Below are 21,381 nucleotides of genomic sequence, written 5' to 3'. Positions count from 1 at the left end.
TGGAGCAGCCCGGTAGCTCGTCAGGCTCATAACCTGAAGGTCACAGGTTCAAATCCTGTCCCCGCAACCATACACCACGAAAGCCCCAGGCCCACCAGCCCGGGGCTTTCGTGCGTTTGGACTGCACGCCGCCGCGCCGCTGGAAATTCAGCGGCGGTCTCGGCGTTCAACATGGTATCAAAACGCCTGCGGACCGTGCTGGCAACACTCCCGCCAGCGTCGCCAGTCGCGACCTCGAGTAAGTTCAATTCGCCACCACTCGAGACTACGGAATGACTTGCCAGGATTTGATCCAGCAGGGTTGTCCCGGATCTCGGGAGACCGGTGACGAAGATCGGGTCGGTTGGTCCTAGGTCGGGCAGCGCGGCCTCGTCCAGCCATGACCGATCCAATTCATTCACCAACGCGAGCGCCGCCGCCTCGTCGCCATCGGCATCCCATGGACGTTCGCCCCGAATCAACGTCGCACCCACGTCGAACGCGTCGAACGCGCGATCATATTCGCCGAGATCGTCCCACGCCTTGCCCATTGCATACAGGTACGCCGCTCGTGCAGTCGGGGCGGCAAGCGCCGTATCCCGGTCTGCGGCCAGCAATGCCGCGAACGCCGTAGATCCGGATGCATAGCGTTGCGCACTGGCGATCGCGAGCCAGGTCATGCCGGAGGCAGGCCAGATCCGAGCCGCCGCGTTGAGGTGGTCGAGTCCCGACGCAGCGTTACCGACCTGGATATATGCCGTGCCCAGCAAGTGGTGCAATCGCGCATCGCCTGGTGCGCGCTGAGCCAAGGGCGCGATCAACGCGATTGCGTCGTCGAGACGTCCGGCGCTGGCGAAAATGTCTGCAAGTTGAAGCGTCCGATCGAGATCGCCTGGCTTGCGCGTGACAAAGCGACGCATCGCATCGATCGCGAGGGGCCATTCCGCGACGCGAACGGCGAACCGAGCGATCGCCTGCCATTGATCGCCAAGCATGGCATTGTTCGCAACCAGGCGGTTGGCTGCATCGACGGCAGCGGACCGATCACGACGATTGAGTGCGGCGATGAAATCAGCGGCGGTGGCCATCGATGTATAGCTTCCCGAAATGACATCGAACGCGGAAAGGGAGCCGACGATCGTCGATTCCCTTTCCGCGTTGCGCAGGTCTTCGCCTAGAAGTCGAAGCCCAGCTGGAAGCGAATGTAGCGGGGAGCCTGATAGCTGACCGGCGTACCGAAATCGACGCGAGGCGCGCCGTTGGCCTGCGTGCCGAGTTTGCGCACGTCCAGCACGGCCTTCTCATTGAAGACGTTGAACACGTCGATCCGGAACGTGCCGCTGAACAGGTCGGATGGCACCTTGATCGCCGCCGTGATGTTCGTGGTCGTTTGCCAATCCGACTTTATGACCGAACCGCGTGGCGTCAACTGACGCTCGGGAACGGCCTCGCCCGCTGCGAACGGGGTCGTCCTGATCGAGCCGTCGGTATTGACGTTACAGTAGAAGCCGGCGGCGCCGTATACGCCGGCGAACGAGTCGACAGAGTCCGGAACGCGTCCAAGGCACCCGAAGCGGCGGGGCGACTGAGCCGAGAAGTTCGCTCCCAGGGTTAGCCAGTTGGTGGGCGCGTACGATCCATACAGCTTGAACTTGTGGCGGTTGTCGGTTGGGAGATACCCGTAAGCGCCGTTCGTCAACCCAGGCTGATCGAATGCCGTGGTCAGGCCGGAGTCGGTCTGACCGTTGTCGGACCGGACACCGCCCTCGATGTTGCCCTTGTTCTTCGAGTAGGGGTACGAACCGTTGAGGCTCCAGACGCCGTCGAAATCGCGGTCGAAGGTGACCGTCACCGCCTTGTAGGTACGCCGTGCCTTGGGATAGCCGAGCTGCTCGCCGGTAAAGTCGATCGTCCGGATGGTGGTCTCTCCAGGGAGTACGTCCGACAACTGGATCTTCCTGCGCGGCGGCCAGAGAGGCCAAGAAAGTAGAGGCAATGATTCATACGGTCGCGAATTATGCCGCAGCGCACAATAATCGGGCACGCGAACGCGCAGGACTCAGAATTGCCCGCCGACATTGAAGGTGATCAGCTTGCTGTCGTCACCTGGTGCCTTCAGCAGCGCCTTGGCAAGGTCGATCCGCAGCGGACCGAATGGCGAGGTCCAGTTGACGCCGATGCCGACCGAAAGGCGCGGGCTCGCGGTGTTCCCCGAATAGGTCTCCTTATAGGTGCCGAGCGCGTAGGTGTACGGCGTGCCGGTGTTGGTGGTCGTGCTGGCACCCGCGGCATCGAGATACAGGAGGTTGCCGGAGCCGTCGGTATATTGGCGCGTGCCGGCGACGCACGCGACCGAGGCTGCGTTGGCGGTAGCGCAGGTGTCGGCGAGCGTCGGCGTTTTGCCACCGAATACCGCGCCGACGTCCATGTAGATCGACGGACGCAGGCCGAGTTCGCGTGCGCCGGCACCCATCGGCAGTTCGAGTTCGAGACGTGCCTGATAATACGCGGTGCCGCCGAGCGCGGTCTGCGTTGTCGTGCCGCTGGTGTTCGACAGCGTCGCGGGCACCGTCGTCGTGTCGTAATAGGTGCGCGTCACGCGGGGCCCCACGCCGCGGATGTCGAAGCCGCGCATCTGCGGATCGCCCAGATAGAAGCGATCGGTCAGCCGCACGTCCTGGCCAAGCCCCTTGATATAGCCACCCTCCGCATGCGCCGAGAGGATGAAGCTTGATCCCAGATCCATGTACTTGGTGTAGTTCGCGGTGCTGCGGATATATTTGGTGTCGCCGCCCAGTCCCGCGAAATCCTGGCTGACGGAGAACTTGCTGCCCTTGCTCGGTCGGGTACGGCTGTTCGTGCTGTCGAACACCAGCGAATAGCCGATCGACGAGGTCCAGCGATTGCCGACCGCGTCGCACAGATACGTGCCGGCGATCCCGGGATCGCAGACGCCGTTGGTGTAATAGGTATCGGCATCGAGCGTGACTTGGTCGTAGGACAATCCGTAGCGCGCGGTGGCGGACCAATATTCGGTGAGCGGGACCGCGGCGCGGATCTGGAAGCCGGTCGAGACCTGTTCGTAGGTCGTGTCGTTGCTGTCGCCGGTCGTGCTGTACGAGCTGTAGTCGCGGCGGAAGAGATCGCCGCCGAGCGCGACGTTGGTGTCGAACAGATACGGTTCGGTGAAGCCTAGATTGACCGACTTGGAATACGCCGAATAGCTGACCCCGGCACGTAGCTCCTGGCCCATGCCGCGGAAATTGCGCTGCGTGATGTTCGCGGTAGCGATGAAGCTTTCGAGGCTGGAATAGCCCGCCGAGAGCTGCAGCTCGCCGCTCGATTTCTCCTCGAGATCGGTCTCCAGCACGACGCGGTCGGGGGCCGAGCCGGGAAGCTGCTTGATGGCCATCTTGTCCTGGAAATAGCCCAGCGAATTGATCCGGTCTTCGGAGCGCTTCACCTGGAAGCTGTTGAACGCGTCGCCCTCCGCCAGACGAATCTCGCGCCGGACGACCTTGTCCTTGGTCTGCGTGTTGCCGTTGATCTCGATCCGCTCGACATAGGTCCGCTTGGCTTCGGCGATATTGAAGTTCACGCCCATCGTCAGCGTGTCGGCGTCCTTCTGGAACTCCGGGTTCACCTCGGTGAACGCGTACCCGAACAGGCCTGCGGTCTGGCTGATATTGTCGACCGAATCCTCGACCAGCTTGGCATTGTACCAGTCGCCTTTCTTGAGCGGCAGCGTGGCCGCGAGCTTCTTGCCGTCGAACTCGCGGATCTGGCTGTCGACGCTCACGTCGCCGAATTTGTAGCGTTTCCCTTCCTCCACCACGTAGGTGATGATGAAGTCCTTCTTGTCCGGCGTCAGCTCTGCAACGGCCGAGGTCACGCGGAAATCCGCATAGCCTTGCGTCAGGTAGAACTGGCGGAGCTTCTGCTGGTCGTACGACAGGCGATCTTGGTCGTAGCTGGTGGCCGATGACAGCAGGCGGCTTAACCGGGCCTGCTTGGTCGCCATCTGCGCGCGGATCTGCGTATCGGAGAATACGGTATTGCCCAGGATGTTGATCTGGCGGACCTTCGACTTGGGTCCTTCGCTGACCACGAAGACGACGTCGACGCGATTCTGGTCCAGCGTCACCATCTTGGGGTCGATCACCGCCGCAAACCGGCCTTGGCGGCGATAGAGTTCGATGATCCGCGCAACATCCTGGCGGACCGCGGTGCGCGTGAAGATCTGGCGCGGCGCGAGCTTGATCTCTTTCGTGATCTTGTCGCTTTTCAGCGCCTTGTTGCCCTCGATGATGACCCGGTTGATGATCGGGTTCTCGCGTACGCGCAGGACGATGTTGCCATCCGCGACGCCGGCGATCGAATAGTCCGCGAACAGGTCGCTCGCCTGCAGGTCCTTCAGCGCCTGGTCGAGCGTCTCCGTGGTGTAGGGGACGCCGACCCGCAGCTTGGTGTAGCTCAGCACCGTTTCCGCTTCGATACGCTGTGCACCCTCGACGCGGAGGGTCTTGATCGTCCGGGTCGTGGCGGGGACGGTGCCCGTGGTCGGCTGGGCGGGTTTGCCGGGCAGGCTGGGAGCCTGCGGCGGCGTGGTGCCGGACGCGGTGGCCAGTGTTCCTGCGATGGCCCAGGCCATGGAACCGGCGCCCAAATCGAAAATCATGCATGCATCTCCGGGGTGAGCCGGGCGCATCGACGGAGGATGTTTCCTCGGGATGTTCCAAGGTGTCCGATCGGCGACAGTGCTGCAACATCCGCCAACCGCTCGCTGGCAGTCGCACCGGGATGTGTCGCGGAGATGTCGCGAGGGAAATGCCGCGGACATTCGGGCGGCTTAGGCACGCGGCGGGCGCTCGTTCAGCCCCCGCCAATTGCAAGGAGCAGCATCATGCGTGTCGCCATCAAGGGCGTTCCGTCGGAACCCCAACCGTCGCCCCCTCAGTCAGCGGCGTTGCCCGCGTTGATCGACAATCCCTTCGCCCCCGAGGTCTTCGCGACCGGGCTATCGGGATTCGCGAACCTGAACGGCGTCATCGTGCTGACGCTGGAGAGCGCACGCTGCGATCACGCGCGCCAGCCGCCATCGGTGGACCGCGTCGTCGTCGGTCGCGTCGCGTTGACCAGTGGCGCCGCGCAGGATCTCGTCGCGGGGCTCAACCAGTTCCTCGAGCAGCAGGGGCTCAGCCCGAGCAAGGCGATGGCGAGCGGAGCGACGTTTCAATGACGCGCGCACCTGTCTCCGCCGCGCCGATTCCCGCCGCGCCGATTCCCGCCGCGCCGATTCCCGCCGCGCCGATTCCCGCCGCGCCGATCACCGCCTGGCCGATTACCGGCGCGACATCATCCTATGGTGCCATTCGCGGCACGGGGAGGATCGTGTTCGCCGGAGTGGCGCGCACCGCTCCGACCATGGTGTCGCACGCGCCGTTCGAACTGGCACCGAGAGAGATGACGGGTTGAGCCGGTGTGTCTCCGCCGTCATCGCGCGTCGTGCGAAGCCGTAATCCTGCAATAGAACGTAGCAAACCGTGCCGACCGTACAACACATCCCGTCGATGACGTTTCGATGACCAAATAGGCATTGTCGATCCCCGATTACGGCCGCAGACCGAAGCCGCGGAACCAATCCGTAATTGCACAAAATTGCCGCAATACATGGGATTGCGGTTCAGGGAGTACCGACATGCGTCTGGATTTTCGCAAGCGCCTTCTGGTGTCTACGCTTCTGCTTGGGGTCGCTACTCCGGTCTATGCACAGACCGTGGCACCCGTGGAAACGCCCGCCGATCCGGCAGCGCCCGCAGATGGGGATACGATCGTCGTGACGGGCTCGCGCCTGGGTGGCGACAGCCTGAAGCAGGCGTCGCCGATCTCGGTGGTGAGCGCGAAGGAGATCGCACTGTCCGGCCAGATCAACGTTGAAAGCGTCCTGAAGGACCTGCCGCAGCTCATCCCGAGCACCACCGGCGCATCGAACAATCCCGGCGGCGGCGTCGCTACGGCTGATCTGCGCGGGCTCGGCTCGACGCGTACGCTCGTGCTCGTCAACAACCGCCGCTACGTCGCTTATGACGCGAACCAGATCGTCGATCTGAACACCATCCCGGCCGCGTTGATCGAGCGCGTCGACATCGTCACCGGCGGCCGTTCGGCAGTCTATGGTTCGGATGCGATCGCGGGCGTCGTCAACTTCGTGATGAAGAAGGACTTCAGCGGCGTCCAGGCGAACGCGAACTACCGCATCAACGAAGCGGGCGATGGCGGCAACTTCAACGGCAACCTGTTGCTGGGCGGCAATTTCGAAGATGGCCGCGGCAATGCGACGATCTATTTCGATTATACCAAGCGCAACGGCATCCTCCAGTCGGCCCGCGACTATTCGAAGCAGGCGCAGGTCGACGACGGGGAGGGCGGCCTGATCGCCGGCGGCTCGGGTTCGATCGAAGGCACGCGGTTCGCGATCGGCGGCGTCAATCGCAAGTTCGAGACCGACGGCAGTTACACCCCGTATGATTCGACGACCGACGCGTACAATTACGCGCCGTCGAATTACCTCCAGGTCCCGCAGGAGCGGTTCCTGATGAGCGCGCAGACGCATTACGAGGTCAGCCCCGCGCTGAACGTCTATGCCGAAGGCCAGTTCATCAACAACCGCGTCAAGAACAAGCTGGCGCCGACGCCGTACACCGGATCGGTGGAGATCGATGCGGATTCATCGTTCCTGTCGCCCGCATCGCAGGCTTTGCTCAAGGGGCTCGACACCGACGGCGACGGCTATGTCACCTCGACCATCTATCGCCGCCTGACCGAAGTCGGCGATCGCGTATCGAGCCTCGACAACACGGCCTATCGTGCGGTGCTGGGCGCCAATGGCGACATCGGCGGCGGCTGGAACTACGACGCCTATTACAGCTATTCGCGCACGAAATCGATCGAGACGCAGATCGGCAACGTCTCCAACAGCCGCGTGCTGCAGGCACTGCGCACCAGCTATGATGCCAGTGGCAACCTGGTCTGCTCGGATACCAGCAACGGCTGCGTCCCACTGAATATCTACGGTGCGGGCAACATCAGTGCGGCGGCGGCGGCGTTCATCACCATCCCGGTGCAGAACACCAGCACGATCAGCGAGCAGGTCGCCAGCGCGTCGATCTCGAACCGCAACCTGTTCGATCTCGGCGCGGGCCCGGTCGGCATCGTGTTCGGCACCGAATATCGCCGCGAGCACGGCAGCTACAATCCCGACTTCGCGCTGTCGTCGGGCGACGTCGTCGGCTTCAACGCGGGCGAAGGCCTGAGCGGCGGCTATGACGTGAAGGAGGCCTATACCGAAGTCGCGGTGCCGCTGCTGGCGAACATCCCGTTCATCAAGAAGCTCGAAGTGAATGGCGCCTATCGCTATTCCTATTATTCGACCGCGGCGAAATCGGTGAACACCTATTCGGGTGGCGTGGTCTGGTCGCTGATCGACGACATCTCGCTGCGCGGCCAATATTCGCGGGCGGTTCGCGCACCGACCGTGTCCGATCTCTACAGCGGTTCGGCGCAGGACTTCCCGGCGGCGACCGATCCCTGCACTACCGCGATCGCGCTCACCAACACCAACCTGAACGCGAGCTGCGTCGCGACCGGTGTTCCGGCCGCGTTGATCGGCACCGCCTATGACGGCGGCAGCACGCAGATCCAGACGGTCAATGGCGGCAACCCCGCGCTCCGCGAGGAAACCTCCGACACGTATACGGCGGGCATCGTCCTCCAGCCGCGCTTTCTGCCCGGCTTCTCGTTCACCGCCGATTACTACAAGATCAAGATCGCCAACTATATCTCGACGGTCGGCACGACGAACCTGATCCGCGCCTGCTACGGCGATGCGGACAATGGGTATACGCCGTATGACTCGAGCTATTGCGCATCGCTGCCGCGCGATTCGAACAGCTATGCGATCACCGATGCCGCCAACACGCTGGCGAACACCGGTGGCGTGACGACCCGGGGCGTCGATTTCGAGGCTCGCTACGGCATGCCGCTGAACTTCGGTGCATTCGGCAGCGCGACCAGCAAGGTCGATTTCCGGATCAGCGGCACGCGCCTGATCGCCTTCGACTACAACCCGCTGGCGGCGATCCCCGATCTGACGATCAACTGCGCGGGCAAGTTCGGCCAGACGTGCGGCAACCCCTATGCGAAATGGCGCCTGTCGGCTCGTACGACCTACTCGACCGGCCCCGTGACGGTGTCGGTGCTGTATCGCTACCTGTCGCCGGTCAAGGACGACGACAGCGGCACCGTCTATGCGGTCGAGAAGATCAAGGCCTACAACTACTTCGACCTCACCACGTCGTTCGACGTCAAGCCGGGCTTCACCTGGACGGTCGGCGTCAACAACATCTTCAACAAGCAGCCGCCGATCCTGGGCGACAACCAGGAGCAGGCGAACACCTACCCGTCGACCTACGACCCTTATGGTCGTGCGTTCTTCGTCAGCACGAACATCAAGTTCTAGGACCGGACCATGGCGCTCATCCCCTCAGCGGGGGAGGAGCGCGGGCAACCGCCCTCGTCGTATGAGACAGCCGGATACCCCGCCATCGGCCACGATCGCGGGGTATTCGTGCGTCAGCGGAGCATCGATTGCCCGGTCCGCCCCGGTATCACCCCGGTATCGGGCGTCATGCATGCGCGATGGACCGCACAGCGTGTCCGGTTCGTCGCAGACGTCGGCACCGTGTCGCAACCCGTAACGATACTGTCTCGAACGCTTCGCAAAATTGACCCGAACCGGACGTAATGGCGCCGGGAGTGGCAGCGTCGCCACGGGGGACTTTCTACAATGCGTATGGTCAAGGGCCTGCTTCGGGCATCGGTTTCACTCATCCTGCTGACGGGGGCGGCGACCGCGCAGGCTCAGGCGCAGGTGCAGGCGGACGCTCCGAAGCGCGCCGACCAGCCGGCTCCCGGCGACGACGGCACCGACGAAAACGGCGAGATCGTCGTCACCGGCAGCTACGCGCGCAGCCTTCGCGCGGCGACCGAGACGAAGCGCCGCGCCGACTACGGCGTCGACTCGATCAGTTCGACCGACATCGGCAAGTTCCCGACGCAGAACGTCGCCGAAGCGCTCCAGATGATCCCGGGCGTCACCATCACCCGCCCGCGCGGCGAGGGGCTGTACGTCAGCGTCCGCGGGCTCGGGCCGCAGTTCCAGAGCACGCTGCTCAACGGCAGCACGGTCGCCTTGAACGACATGATCGAGAATGGCGGCGCCAACGGTCGCCAGTTCCGTTTCGAGATGCTGCCCGCCGAATTCACCTCGAGCATCGACGTCGTGAAGACGCCGACCGCGAACATGACCGAAGGCGCGCTCGGCGGTAACATCGACGTGAAGACGTTCCACCCACTCGACGTCAGCAACAAGACAACGGTCAACCTGCGCGGCACCTATACGAGCCAGACCGACAAGGTGAAACCGAACGCGACGGTCATCACGAGCGCGACCAACGCCAGCGGCACGTTCGGCATATTGGCCGGGGCGCAATATTGGGAAAAGGCGGTCCGCAACGATCGCTTCCTCAATTTCGGGTGGAACCTCAACAGGTTCACGGCGCCCGCCGCGGGTGGTCTCGCGACCGGTCTCTATACGCCGACGCGCACGCGCCCGACGATCGAGACCGAGAACCGCAAGCGTATCTCGGGCATGGTCTCCGCGCAGTGGAAGCCGAATGCCGAATTCGAGACGACGCTCGACATTCTCGCGACCCGGCTCGACGTGGCCTATGACGAGTTCGGCCTCGACATCTATCCCGACGACGCGAGCGTCGCGGGGCATCGCCCGGTGATCGTGCCCGGCAGCGTCAGGCTCGACGGCGATACGGTGGTCGGCGCGACGATCAACGACGTGCGTTTCATGGCGTCGCGCGAATACAGCCTCAACCGGCACGACCTGCTCAATATCGGCCTGCGCCAGACCTGGAACTCGGACCGCTGGCACGCGTCGGGCAACGTCAACTGGTCGAGCGCGCACAGCTATCACCCCGATTACAACGAGGGCACGGTACGCAGCCGCGCGATCTTCTTCGCGCCGCTGACCTATGATGCATCGGCGGGATACAAGACTATCCCGACCTTCACGACGACGGTCGATCCGACCAATCCAGCCAATTACCAGCTCTACCAGTTCAACATCGCGCCCAAGAACAGCAAGGACTGGGACTTCTACACGCGCGCCGATCTCGCCTATGATTTCGACGGGTTCCTGACCAAGCTGGCCGTCGGTGGCGAATATCACTGGCGCAAGCGCGACTATTTCCGCCGCGATTTCAACGTCAATCCAGCAGCCAACACGCCTCTGTCGAGTCTTGGAACGGGTGCGTACGAGCAACTGCCGTACGACGATTTCCTGAAGGGCGTCTCGGGCAACACGCTGCGTACATTCCTGGTGCCCGTCACGCAGGCCTATCTCGACGCGCTCTTCACCCCCGCGGTGCAGGCGTCGGCGCTGACCGCAGGCGATCTGCGCTCGTCGTTCGTCGTGAAGGAAAAGATCTGGGGCGCGTATGCCCGCGCCGATTACGGCTTCGATGTCGGCGCAGTGCCGGTCACCGGGAATGTCGGCGTGCGCTATGTCCACACCGATCAGGTCGCGAGCGGTACGCTGACCACGGGCAATGTCGCGACGCCGGCAAGTTTCCCCAAGACGTTCAACAACTGGTTGCCGAGCTTCAACCTGCGTGCCGAACTGACGCATGACCTCATCGGCCGTCTCGCCGCGAGCCGCGTGCTGACGCGCCCGAACGTCACCGACAGCGCGCCGCGGATCACCGTGTCGACCGACGCGCCGACCGCGAGCGGCGGTAATCCGCAGCTGGTGCCGTTCCTCGCCACGCAGTTCGACGGATCGCTCGAATGGTATTTCAATCGCGCGGGTTCGCTGACGGGCGCGGTGTTCTACAAGGCGATGGACGACTATATCACGCAGCAGAACGTCAACATCGAGATCCCCGGCCGCGGCACGGTGCTGCTCTCGACGCAGGTCAATGGCGGCGATGCCAAGGTGTACGGTGTCGAGGCGGCGTACAACCAGGTCTTCACCTTCCTGCCCGCGCCGTTCGACGGTCTCGGCGTGCAGGCGTCCTATACGCACACCTCGGTCAAGGCGAGCTACACCGCGGGCGCGCGGCCGATCCGCGACGAGCTGATCGGGCTGTCGAAGAACAGCGCCAACATCACCGGCTTCTACGAGAAGGGGCCGATCTCGACCCGGCTCTCCTATGTCTGGCGCGACCGGTATCTGTCGGGCACCGGCAGCACGACGCAAGCGCCGGTCTATACCGCGCCGTTCGGATCGCTCGACGGCAATATCTCGCTCAAGGCGACCGACCGGGTGACGTTCAGCCTCGAGGCGATCAACCTGTCGGGCGCGCATCTCTACACGTATAACGACAAGGACGTGCGGTTCGGCGAGATCAACTACTGGGGCCGGACCGTGCTGTTCGGTGTGCGAGCCGAATTCTGACCCGCAGGCCGGCGCGGCAGGGGGGAAGGCCCTTACTCCGCGCCGGCCTCCGTCAGGCATCGTGCCGGGTTCGGTGCGGTGCCGGCGGCGCCGGCGAGTTCGGTGCGCGCAGCATCCATGTCGCGTCGGAAGCCGGCGGAGGTGTGCAGCATCGCGACCAAGACCGAGCCTGCCATATACCCCGCCTCGACCGCACTTTTGCTGTGCGATCCACAGATATACCGGCTTTCGCCATATTGGCGTCCGCGGCGCAGGATCTGCGTCGCGCGGGACGGCATCAGTTCGGCAAGGATCAGTGCCGCGGACCAGCCCGACGTCGTATGCCCCGACGGGTAATCGCCGTTACCCGCCAGATGCGCGGTCTTGGGTTCGCAGATCGGCAGGTCGTCGTTGAGGTACGGGCGTCGCACCGCAAAGCCGTCCTTGGCGCGCCCGACCATGCCCTGGTCACCCATCTGAGCGAAGATGCGGGTGAGGGCAGGCGATGACGTCGCGTCCAGCTTGCGGCCGATCGCACAGGCGAAGACGGTAAGGCGATCGTCGGTCACGTCGCGCGTCGCCATGTCGCCGCGCGGCGTACCGAGCAGCGCGCGCGTCTGGCGGAATGTCGCGCGATCGGCGACGTTCTGCGGCGAGCCTGACTTGGGCGGGGCGGGGAGGACTTTCATCAGGTCCGGCATCGGCTGGTCGAGGAGATAGTCGGTCGATGCGGTCGCGCCGGTGGCCAGCGTCAACACGGCCAGGAGAGCGAGCGTCCGCATCACTTGATACCCTTGTCGAGATCGCCGCAGCCCTTGGGACGGCGCACGGGATTACAGCGCGCGATCAGCCCACCGGGCAGCGCGACGTGATAGCCACCGGCGAGGCGCGGATCAGGCCAGAGATAGTCGGTGGAGACATATTGCGCGCCGCCCGCCAGCGCGGTGTCGCGCGGGACGGTGTCGTTGGCGCGGGCCTCGCGCGTATTGGCGTCGGCGCGTGTGCGGACGATGAAGCCGGCAGCGACGTCGCGGCGGATGCGCGCTGCGTCACGAACCGGATCGTTGAGCGTCAGATAGGCGGCCGCGGGCGAGGCTTCGTCGGTGTTGATGAAGAACACGCGCCCTTCGAGCGAGCGCCGCTTGCCGCGATACACCGCGACCTTGGCCGGCGGTTCGTCCAGCGCGAACAGGAATTTCCCGCGCGATGCCTCCAGCAACGGCCAGTTGTCCGCCAGCACCGCCTCCCGGAGCGTCGGATAGCGGCCCTGAACGTCATCGGGCACGATCAACTTGCCGGGCGCCATCACCGAACGGATTTCCGCATCGAGCGCATCATATGCCGCCTCGTCGAACGGCAGCGCGTCGATCCCGCCCCGCGCGGCGTTCTGCTCGTCCTTCGCGTTGAACATCAGCAGGATCGGTACGTGACGCGGATGCTTTGCCGACCAGTCGCGGACGATCGTCAGGCATTCGGTCAGCAGCACGCAGCTCGATGCGTTGTCGATGCCGGGGATGTGCAGCACCTTGAAGCCCGGCCGCTTGAGCTTCGGATCGTTGGAGCCTCGCGCGTAATGCCCACCCTGCGGATCGTAGTTCACGTCGATCTCGAGTTGCCGCGCGCCGGCATCGAGCTGCTCGATCAGGCTGCGGTGCGAGTAATCGAGCGCATCGGCCATCGCCGGGTCGACCGCACGGACCTTTGCCATCGTCGCGGCAGGCATCGGCTGCTTGTAGCTGTTGTGCGTACCAATCACCGCGACGTCGTTGACCCGGAGCGGCATCGGCCTGTCGCGTGCGCCCGCCGACTGGGTAAGGAGTGCGATGGCGAGTCCCGCCACGATCGATCGCGTCATGTCCGTAGTCCCCGATCTCAATTCGAACGACGCCGCGCCCAGTACCGCACGATCGAAGATCGGTCGTGCAGGCCGACGTCGTCCGGCGCTATGGGGTCGGGTCGTGACAGTGACGGGACGGTTTCATGACGTCGCCGTGACCATGCGAGGCAGAACGTGTCACGATGTCCGCCGCGCGGTGGCCTGGCCGCACGGCGGGTCTTCGCGTTATCTGGTCAGATCGGTGAACAGCGAGCGGTAATAGGTGACCGCGAGCGGGATGTTGTCGATCGGGGTGCGTTCGTTGAGGCCGTGGCTGAAATCGTCCGACTGCTTGATGAAGATCGGGCTGACGCCGTAGCTCGGCACGCCGACCGAGCGGTACCACATCGAATCGCTCGCACCCGCCGACATGCTCGGGAAGACCGGCACGCCGGGGCGGATCTTGCCCATCGCCGCCTTGACCGCGCCGGTCAGGTCCGCGCGCAGTGGCGAGGCGTCGGTCGGGTTCGAGCCTTCGGTGACGTCGCTGAACTTCACGCCGGGATCGGCCGCGACCTTCGCCAGTTCGGCCATGACGGTCGCGGGCTTCACGCCAGGGAAGATGCGACAGTTGATGTTCGCGGTCGCGCGCTGGGGAAGCGCGTTCAGCGCGTGGCCGCCATTGACCATCGTCGTGACGCAGGTCGTGCCGATCTGCCCGACATACCCCGTGTTGGCGGCGAGCGTCTCGATCGCCTTCTGGTCGGCGGGATTGGCGACGAACGCGCGCATCGCGGCGCCGAGTTCGGGCGTTTGGCGTGGCGCGACGCCCTCGAAATAGCCCTTGGTGATCGGCGACAGCTGCGGCGTGAAGCGATAGGCTCCGATCTTTACCAATGCCGCCAACAACTCGTTGATCGCGTTGACTTTCCGCGGCGCGGACGAGTGACCGCCGGGGTTTGTCACCTCGAGCTGGAAGTCGGCATAGGTCTTTTCGGCGGCGCCGATCGTGAAATACTCGGCCTTGCCGTTTTCCGCGTACAGCCCGCCGCCGCCGTCGATGTTGAGCGCCATCTCGCTGGCCTTCAAACGGTCGGCGATCAGCGACGACGTCTTCATCACGGTTTCCTCGTCACCGGACAGCGCGAGGACGATGCCGCGCTTGGGGGTGTAGCCGGCCTTCTTCATGTCGAGCAGCGTCGCGATCGCGAGCGCGGCGTCGAGCTTCATGTCGGTCGCGCCGCGGCCATAGAGATAGCCGTTCTCGACCACTGCGGTGAACGGATCACGCTGCCAGTCGGCGGGCTTGGCCTCGACCACGTCGATATGGCCGGAGACGACGATCGGCTTCAGCGCCGGATCGCTGCCCTTCCATGTCGCGATCAGATACGCGGTGTCGTCGACCGGCGTGATCGTCACGTCGCTTGCCGGAAAGCCGCCCGCGACCAGCGTCGCCTTCAGATACGCTGCGAGTTGCGGAGTCTGGTTGCCGGGACCGCGCACGCTGCGAAACGCAATCATCTTCTTGGCGATTTCGAGGCCGTTGGTGGCGGCAGCCTGCGTCTGTGCCGTTGCGGGCAGCGCGGTCATCACGGCAGTGCAGGCCAGAAGAAGCTTGATCTTGGACGTCATCGTCATCGTTCCTCGAAGAAAACTCATCCTCCCCCGCGCAGGGGAGGATCGCAACCGTCGCCGCGCGTCTACCCTAGAATTTCGCGCCTGCACGCAGGCCGATCGTGCGCGGCGTACTGCTCACGATGTAGGTGCGTTGCGAACACGTCCCGCATTGCTGGAACCGCGACAACTGCGCGCGTTCGTCCCACAAATTCTGGACGAACAGCTCGAGCGTGTAGCCGGACAGCTCTGCGCCGATCGACGCGTTCGCCGTCGTATAGGCCTTGAGCCGGCCGAAACTCGCAGCCTGCTCCAGTCGGATGTCCGCGGCTGCCGAACTCTGGTGCGCGACCAGCCCCTGGATATACGCCTTTGCCGTGCCGACCGGGACGCTGTAGCGCGCCGTCCCGCTCGCCTTGAAGCGCGGCGTGATCGGCAGGCGTGTGCCCTTCGGCGCAAGCACGTCGAGACCCGTGCCGCTACAGGTCTGTGTTGCGCACAGATCGTTGCGCGTCTTCGCGTCGGTGTAGGAGGCCGCCGCGGTCAGCGACAGGCCGCCGGTCGAGAAGTTCGCATCCGCCTCCGCGCCCCTGATCCGCGCATTCGGGCCGTTCTGGATGATCGTGAAGCTGTTGAGCCCCAGGAACGAGAACTGGAACTTGTCCCAGGCCTGTTGATAGATCGACGCGTTGAACCGGAGACGATCGAACAGCGTCGTCTTCAAACCAAGCTCGTAATTGGTCAGGAAATCCGCGTCGTACGGTGCCACGTCGCCGCGGCGGTTGATCCCGCCCGGTCGGAAGCCGCGCGAGAACGTGGCATAGGCGAGCACCTTGTCGCTCGGCTTGAACGTCAGGTTGAAGCGATAGGTCGCGCCTTGCCCCTGCGTCCGCTTCGGGATCAGCCCGGTCGTCGTGTACGTCGCGAGGTTGGTACAGGGCGAGCCCGATACCGCTGCGGGCAGCAGGGCGGAGGTGTCGCCGCCGTTCAGATAGGCTTCGCGCAGGGTCTGGCCGTTCGCCAGATAGCAGCCTGCGACGCCCGTCTGGCTACTGCCCGCGGCATTGAACGGCGTCGCCGTGAAGGGCCGTCCATCGTCCGGATCGACCGCCGGATTGCGCCCGAACCCGTAGAAGCCGATCAGCGAATTGTCGTAGATGTACGCGCGGCCACCCGCGGTCGCGGTCAGGTTCGGCAGGATGTCGAAGCTTGCCTCGCCGAACATCGCGTAATCCTTGTCTACGCGCTTTTGCTTGGTCAGCCACAAGGTGCCGGGCGAGCCGTTGACCGACACCGCGGTGCCGAGATTGGCGATCTGGTAATCCTGGAAGATCGCGTTGGTCTGGCGCTGATAGAACGCGCCTGCGACGATCCGGAACCGGTCCTCGACGGGCGACGCGACGCGCAGTTCCTGGCTCGTCTTCTTGAAGTGATCGGTGCCGATGATCTTCTGGCGCGGATCGATCGTCCGGCCGGCATTGTCCTGGTAATAGAAATAGCCGGCAAGCCCGCCGACCGAGGAATAGGCCGAGTCATACGCTTCGGCGTAATCGGTATAGTCGCTCGACGTGTACGTCTTCCGGTCGAGATACGCGCCGGCATAGGTGACGTCCCAGTTGCCGACCTTGCCCTCGATCGTCAGCGCGCCCTGGATGAAGCGATCGCGGCGGAATTCGGGGAAGAAATGCTGGACCTGGAGATCGCCGACCTTCGGGTCGTAGCCATAGGTGCCGTGGTTGCGCTGTTCCTGGTACAGAACGGTCGGCGTCACGGTCCAGTTGCTGTCGAGATCGACCTTGAGCGCCGCGCGGCCACCATAGGTCTCGGTATCGTTGTAGTTCTTCTTCACGAATGCGGCGTTGTCGACGACCACGCCGCCATTCGCCGACGTGCACGAGGTCGGAGTCGGCTCGGGTAGATAGCTGCGGCACCCGGCCACATTGTCGATATAGCCTGCGTCGCGCTGGTAGAACCCGACCACGCGCAGCGCTGCGGACTGCGACAGCGGCATGTTGAGCATGCCCTCGATCTTGCTGCCGATGCCGCCCGACTTGACGCTGTTCACCTCGCCATCGACGCGGCCGTAGAAGCCGCTGGTGTCGGGCTTGTTGGTGATGATGCGGATCGTGCCGGCTTCGGACGAGGCGCCGTAGAGCGTCCCCTGTGGCCCGGCGAGGCTCTCGATCCGGGCGATGTCGTAGATGTGGACGTCGAGCGTACCGCCGATGGTCGTCACCGGCTGCTCGTCGAGATACGTGCCGACCGAGGGGAGCGGCCCCGAATGGTTGCCGTCGCCACCCGATGCGACGCCGCGCATGTAGACGACCGTCGAGCCGGGCTGCGTCGTCTGGAACGACACCGACGGCAGCAACTGCGTATACTGGTTGAAGTTCGAGATGTTCAGATCGTCGAGCCGCTTGGTGCCGATCGCCTGGATGCTGATCGGGACGTTCTGGATGTTCTGGTCGCGCTTCTGCGCGGTGACAACGATGTCGCCCTCATATTCGCCCGCCTGAGGCGCGGCGGCGTCCGGGGTCGGCACAGCGGTGGTCGCGGTCTGCGCAATGGCTGGCGAAACGATGGCAGATGACGCCAGGAGCGACGCGATGACTACGCGACGATCGATTATGTGCATGCCCGTTGCCCCCACGACGATTTGTGTCCGCAACCTGTGTTGCGGCGCAACAAACGTCAAACGAAGCTTCGCGGGGAGAAACTTTTTATGACGCATCCGTGACGTTTTCGCCACTGGTCAGGTCGTCGCGGCGAGTCCCAGTGCCGATCGCAGCGGCCCGAGCCACTGGTCATAGGGTCGCCAGGCATCGACGCCGTCGCGGTTGATCGGCCGGCGGACCTGTTCGGAACTCGCGGTGCGAACCGCACGCTCGGTCTCGTGGAAGGCGAGGCAGGCGGGTTCGAACGCCAAGCCGCAAGCGGCCAGCAGCGCGCGGACTTCGGCCTCGGTGTTCTCCAGCAGCGCTTCGTGATCGACGCGGTGGACGCGACCCGGCAACACTGCGTCGACATGCGTCATCAGCCGGACATAGTCGCGGTAATAGCGACCGAGATCGTCGAGCGCGTAGCTGAACGTCTGCCCCCGCGCGTAATGCTGCTTGAAGTTCGAGAAGCAGCAGTCGAGCGGATCGCGGCGTGCGTCGATGATCCGCGCATTGGGCAGCGCGAGGTGGATCAGTGCGACATGCGCCCAGTTGTTGGGCAGCTTATCGATGAAGAACGGACGATCGGTGCGCCGCTGGATCGCGGCACGACGCAGATAGTCCTCACCGATCTCACGCAGCGCATCGGCGGAGAGGGTGGCGAGGCCGTCGGGATAGTCGGCGATGCGGCGGGCGAGCGCGGGCATGTCCGGGAGTTCGGTGGTGCCCTCGACGAGACTGTGGCTGGCGAGGATCTGTTCGATCAGCGTCGAGCCTGCGCGCGGCATGCCCAGGACGAAGATCGGGTCGGGCGCATCGCAACCCTGGCCGCGGCGTGCGTCGAGGAACGCAGGCGTCAGCACCGCGATGCTGCGATCGACGAACGTGCTCGTTTCGTCGGCGTCGTACACGATCCGGGTCCGGCGCAGCGCGTTGCCGGCGTCGTAATGCGCGAACGAGCGCACCGGATCGCGCCGATCCTCGAACGCCTTGCCTAGCGCGAAATCGAGGTGGAAGCGGTCTTCGACGTCCAGGTCTTCCCGCGCGAGCGCGGCCTCCATCGCTGCGATGTCGGCATCGTCGAACCGCACCGTCTTGAGGTTGGCGAGGCTCCACCACGCATCGCCGAGCGTCGGCAACAGCGACAACGCGCGGCGATACGCGGCGATACCGTCGTCGCGGCGGCCGACGGTCTTCAGCATATGGCCATAGCTCAACCACACGCGCGGCCGGCCCGGCGCATAGTTAAGCACCTTCTCGTACAGCGCGATCGCGTCCTCGAACCCGCCCAGCCGGCCCAGCGCTGCGGCCTTCAGATTGGCATGTCCGGGATTGTCGGGTTCGTCGGCGATCACGGCGTCGAGCAGCGTCAATGCCTCGGGTGCACGATTCTGACGGTACAGCACGAGCGCAAGGTTCGCGCGCGCCGCGGTGAAGCCGGGTGCCAGCTCGACTGCACGACGCAGCAGCGTCTCGGCATCCTTGTACCGCCCGATCCGACCCGCCAGTTCGGCCAGCATCCGGATCGCGCGTGCATCGAACGGATCGCTCTTGAGATACGCTTTCAGCAGCGGCTCGGCGACGTGAAGCTGGTTGTCGTGGAGTGCGAGCGCGGCCTGCATGAGGTCGCTCGGCCAGCGGGGTTTCGGAGCGGGCACCATCGCATGACACTCGGGCTGAACCACGAGATCGTCAAGCGGTCGACGACCCGCTCGCCCACGCTCGATCCGGTCCGCTGGATCATCGACGGACCGGACATCGATACGGGATTAGCCGCCGCGTCGCGCGCGCTCGGCCATCTCGTTGAACTGCGCCACGGCCTCCGGAAAACGGTGATCGGCTTCGGCGTTGCGTAAAGGGCGGACGCGTTCGACGAGGATTTCGCTCGGCGTGGGCTGCTGCGTCCATAGCGCCATGACCTCGTCCGCAAATGCCTCCAGCGGCATGTAGCCGGGTCGCGTCTCCTGCCCGGGCGTCAGGCCGGTCTGGACGCCGGGGGGGACGATCTCGATCACCTCGACCTTGCCGTCCAGGGCGCGACGCAAGGAGACGGTGTAGGAATGGATCGCCGCCTTGGTCGCCGAATAGGTCGGCGCTGCGGTCAACGGGACATAAGCCAGTCCCGACGTCAGGTTGACGATCGTGCCGCCGGACTGCGCCGCGAGGTGGTCGACCAGTGCATTGGTCAACCGGATCGGCCCCAGCAGATTGGTGACGATCGTCGCCTCCGCATCCGCCAGATCGCGCCGCGCCGAGATGTCCTCCAATTTCATGATGCCGGCATTGTTGACCAGCACGTTGAGCGCGGGATGGTCGGCGACGAGGCGCCGCGCGAAGTCCTCGATCGCGGCGGGATCGTCGATGTCGAGCGTCATCGCGCGCATGTTTTCACGTCCCGCGATCGTCTCGTCGAGCGCCTCCTGGCGCCGGCCGGCAACGATCACCGCGTTGCCGGCATCGTGAAGACGCTGCGCCAGCGCGGCGCCGATACCCGACCCACCGCCGGTGATGAGGATGGTGTTGCCAGTCGGGTTCATGACGCATCTCCTGATGATAGCGGCCGTACAACGCAGGCGATGCGTGTTCGGTCCCCGTCCATCGCGGGTCGGCTTCTACATAGCCTCGACCGTATCCGCCGAAGCCGGATGGCGCTGACTATGCGCGATATTCCTGCGAACGCTGACGATGACCGCGATCAGCCCCAGCGCCGACGCGACGGCTCCTGCCACGGCGACGGCCGGATAGCCGAACCCTGCTGCGATCACGCCGCCGCCGACCGCTGCGCCGATCGCGTTGCCGAGATTGAACGCACCGATGTTCATCGCGGAAGCGAGGTTAGGCGCGTCTGCCGCGGCGTGCATCACGCGGATCTGGAGTGGCGGGACGAGCGCAAAGCTGGCGATGCCCCAGAGGAATATCAGGATCGCCGTCGGTACCTTGAACGGCATCACCACCGCGAACGCGAGGAGGATTGCCGTGAGCGAGGCGAGCGTGACGATCAACGTGCGGTCGACCGAGCGATCGGCGAACCGTCCGCCCAGCCAGTTGCCGAGCGTCAGCCCCAGCCCGTACGTCACCAGCATTGCGGTGACGTAGCCGAGCGAGGCGTGCGTGACCTCGCGCAGGATCGGCGTGATGTAGGTGAAGACGGTGAACATCGCGCTCGCACCGACGACGGTCAGGCCGAGCGCGCCCAGCACCGGCCCGCGGGTCAGCACGCGCAGTTCCGCCATCGCGTCGCTGCCCTTGGGGGCGGGCAGAGCCGGCAACGTCAGCCGCAATGCCGCCATCGTCGCCACGCCGAGTGCCGAAACACCCCAGAATGACGCGCGCCAGCCGAGATGATCGCCCGCCCAGGTCGCGAGCGGCACGCCAACGACGTTGGCGATCGTCAGCCCCATGAACATCGCCGCCACCGCGCCCGCGCGTCGCTCCGCCGGCACGAGGCTGGCCGCGACGACCGAACCGACGCCGAAGAACGCGCCGTGGTTGAACGAGGTCAGGATCCGCGCTGCCATCAACATGCCGTAACCGGTCGACACCGCCGCGAGCAGGTTGCCGATCGTGAAGATGCCGGCGAGTGCGATCAGCAGCGTCCGCCGCGGCACGCGTCCGGTGGTCAACGTCATCAGCGGCGCACCGATGACGACGCCGAGCGCATAGGCACTGATCAGCAGCCCCGCGGTCGGGATCGAGACGCCGAGGTCCTGCGCGATGACGGGCAGCAGCCCCATCGGTGCGAATTCGGTCACGCCGATGCCGAACGCACCGACGGACAGGGCCAGCAGGCCGGGATTGAACTTCATGAT

14 protein-coding genes are annotated in these 21,381 nt (G+C 64.7%); 4 read left to right on the top strand and 10 right to left on the bottom strand.

Going from position 1 to position 21,381, the window contains the following annotated elements; translation table 11 throughout:
• Positions 1 to 26: 26 nt before the first annotated feature.
• The 3 genes from IFT67_RS08765 to bamA form a co-directional block, all read right to left on the bottom strand.
• Positions 27 to 1,067, bottom strand: a complete 1,041-nt coding sequence (locus tag IFT67_RS08765) for a tetratricopeptide repeat protein (protein ID WP_192146273.1) — start codon at positions 1,065 to 1,067, stop codon at positions 27 to 29.
• Between the two features lie 86 nt (positions 1,068 to 1,153).
• The gene (locus IFT67_RS08760) at positions 1,154 to 1,927 is read right to left on the bottom strand and encodes a hypothetical protein (protein ID WP_192146272.1); all 774 of its coding nucleotides are present in this window, start codon (positions 1,925 to 1,927) and stop codon (positions 1,154 to 1,156) included.
• Between the two features lie 111 nt (positions 1,928 to 2,038).
• The gene (bamA, locus tag IFT67_RS08755; protein ID WP_192146270.1) at positions 2,039 to 4,657 is read right to left on the bottom strand and encodes an outer membrane protein assembly factor BamA; all 2,619 of its coding nucleotides are present in this window, start codon (positions 4,655 to 4,657) and stop codon (positions 2,039 to 2,041) included.
• 225 nt (positions 4,658 to 4,882) lie between these two features.
• On the opposite strand from bamA, the gene IFT67_RS08750 reads away from it, so the two are divergent.
• The 4 genes from IFT67_RS08750 to IFT67_RS08735 all read left to right on the top strand — a co-directional run bounded on the left by IFT67_RS08750 (position 4,883) and on the right by IFT67_RS08735 (position 11,506).
• The gene (locus IFT67_RS08750) at positions 4,883 to 5,218 is read left to right on the top strand and encodes a hypothetical protein (RefSeq protein WP_244647211.1); all 336 of its coding nucleotides are present in this window, start codon (positions 4,883 to 4,885) and stop codon (positions 5,216 to 5,218) included.
• On the top strand, positions 5,215 to 5,454 hold the full coding sequence (locus IFT67_RS08745; RefSeq protein WP_192146268.1) for a hypothetical protein: 240 nt from the start codon (positions 5,215 to 5,217) through the stop codon (positions 5,452 to 5,454). Before IFT67_RS08750 ends, IFT67_RS08745 begins: the two co-directional genes overlap by 4 nt.
• Positions 5,455 to 5,677: 223 nt before the next feature.
• Positions 5,678 to 8,497, top strand: a complete 2,820-nt coding sequence (locus IFT67_RS08740) for a TonB-dependent receptor (protein ID WP_192146266.1) — start codon at positions 5,678 to 5,680, stop codon at positions 8,495 to 8,497.
• A gap of 327 nt (positions 8,498 to 8,824) precedes the next feature.
• Entirely contained in the window at positions 8,825 to 11,506 is a 2,682-nt protein-coding gene (locus IFT67_RS08735) for a TonB-dependent receptor (RefSeq protein WP_192146264.1), read from the top strand.
• A gap of 32 nt (positions 11,507 to 11,538) precedes the next feature.
• On the opposite strand, the gene IFT67_RS08730 is transcribed toward IFT67_RS08735, so the two are convergent.
• From IFT67_RS08730 to IFT67_RS08700, 7 genes are all read right to left on the bottom strand, one after another.
• Positions 11,539 to 12,267, bottom strand: a complete 729-nt coding sequence (locus IFT67_RS08730; RefSeq protein ID WP_192146262.1) for an acid phosphatase — start codon at positions 12,265 to 12,267, stop codon at positions 11,539 to 11,541.
• A complete protein-coding gene (locus tag IFT67_RS08725; RefSeq protein ID WP_192146260.1) occupies positions 12,267 to 13,340 on the bottom strand; it encodes a phosphatidylinositol-specific phospholipase C1-like protein in 1,074 nt (357 codons plus the stop codon). The genes IFT67_RS08730 and IFT67_RS08725 overlap by 1 nt, the downstream gene beginning before the upstream one ends.
• A gap of 207 nt (positions 13,341 to 13,547) precedes the next feature.
• Positions 13,548 to 14,933: a M20/M25/M40 family metallo-hydrolase gene (locus IFT67_RS08720; protein ID WP_192146258.1), complete on the bottom strand. Its 1,386-nt coding sequence runs from the start codon at positions 14,931 to 14,933 to the stop codon at positions 13,548 to 13,550.
• A 73-nt stretch (positions 14,934 to 15,006) separates the two neighbouring features.
• Complete coding sequence (locus IFT67_RS08715; RefSeq protein ID WP_192146256.1) at positions 15,007 to 17,550, bottom strand: TonB-dependent receptor; 2,544 nt, start codon at positions 17,548 to 17,550, stop codon at positions 15,007 to 15,009.
• A 117-nt stretch (positions 17,551 to 17,667) separates the two neighbouring features.
• On the bottom strand, positions 17,668 to 19,233 hold the full coding sequence (locus IFT67_RS08710) for a tetratricopeptide repeat-containing sulfotransferase family protein (protein WP_244647210.1): 1,566 nt from the start codon (positions 19,231 to 19,233) through the stop codon (positions 17,668 to 17,670).
• A 108-nt stretch (positions 19,234 to 19,341) separates the two neighbouring features.
• The gene (locus IFT67_RS08705) at positions 19,342 to 20,109 is read right to left on the bottom strand and encodes an SDR family oxidoreductase (protein WP_192146254.1); all 768 of its coding nucleotides are present in this window, start codon (positions 20,107 to 20,109) and stop codon (positions 19,342 to 19,344) included.
• A 75-nt stretch (positions 20,110 to 20,184) separates the two neighbouring features.
• The gene (locus IFT67_RS08700) at positions 20,185 to 21,378 is read right to left on the bottom strand and encodes an MFS transporter (RefSeq protein WP_192146252.1); all 1,194 of its coding nucleotides are present in this window, start codon (positions 21,376 to 21,378) and stop codon (positions 20,185 to 20,187) included.
• Positions 21,379 to 21,381 lie beyond the last annotated feature (3 nt).

Source organism: Sphingomonas sp. CFBP 13728 (assembly GCF_014841895.1).
GTDB lineage: Bacteria > Pseudomonadota > Alphaproteobacteria > Sphingomonadales > Sphingomonadaceae > Sphingomonas.
The sequence above is the reverse complement of the archived record's forward strand: the minus strand, read 5'-3'. Positions and strand labels throughout refer to the sequence as shown.

Coding starts and splice junctions, on each gene's coding strand:
- IFT67_RS08730 (WP_192146262.1), bottom strand. CDS start 12,267: ATGCGGACGCTCGCTCTCCTGGCCGTGTTGACGCTGGCCACCGGCGCG.
- IFT67_RS08745 (WP_192146268.1), top strand. CDS start 5,215: ATGACGCGCGCACCTGTCTCCGCCGCGCCGATTCCCGCCGCGCCGATT.
- IFT67_RS08725 (WP_192146260.1), bottom strand. CDS start 13,340: ATGACGCGATCGATCGTGGCGGGACTCGCCATCGCACTCCTTACCCAG.
- IFT67_RS08705 (WP_192146254.1), bottom strand. CDS start 20,109: ATGAACCCGACTGGCAACACCATCCTCATCACCGGCGGTGGGTCGGGT.
- IFT67_RS08765 (WP_192146273.1), bottom strand. CDS start 1,067: ATGGCCACCGCCGCTGATTTCATCGCCGCACTCAATCGTCGTGATCGG.
- IFT67_RS08740 (WP_192146266.1), top strand. CDS start 5,678: ATGCGTCTGGATTTTCGCAAGCGCCTTCTGGTGTCTACGCTTCTGCTT.
- IFT67_RS08700 (WP_192146252.1), bottom strand. CDS start 21,378: ATGAAGTTCAATCCCGGCCTGCTGGCCCTGTCCGTCGGTGCGTTCGGC.
- bamA (WP_192146270.1), bottom strand. CDS start 4,657: ATGATTTTCGATTTGGGCGCCGGTTCCATGGCCTGGGCCATCGCAGGA.
- IFT67_RS08735 (WP_192146264.1), top strand. CDS start 8,825: ATGCGTATGGTCAAGGGCCTGCTTCGGGCATCGGTTTCACTCATCCTG.
- IFT67_RS08720 (WP_192146258.1), bottom strand. CDS start 14,933: ATGACGTCCAAGATCAAGCTTCTTCTGGCCTGCACTGCCGTGATGACC.
- IFT67_RS08710 (WP_244647210.1), bottom strand. CDS start 19,233: ATGGTGCCCGCTCCGAAACCCCGCTGGCCGAGCGACCTCATGCAGGCC.
- IFT67_RS08750 (WP_244647211.1), top strand. CDS start 4,883: ATGCGTGTCGCCATCAAGGGCGTTCCGTCGGAACCCCAACCGTCGCCC.
- IFT67_RS08715 (WP_192146256.1), bottom strand. CDS start 17,550: ATGCACATAATCGATCGTCGCGTAGTCATCGCGTCGCTCCTGGCGTCA.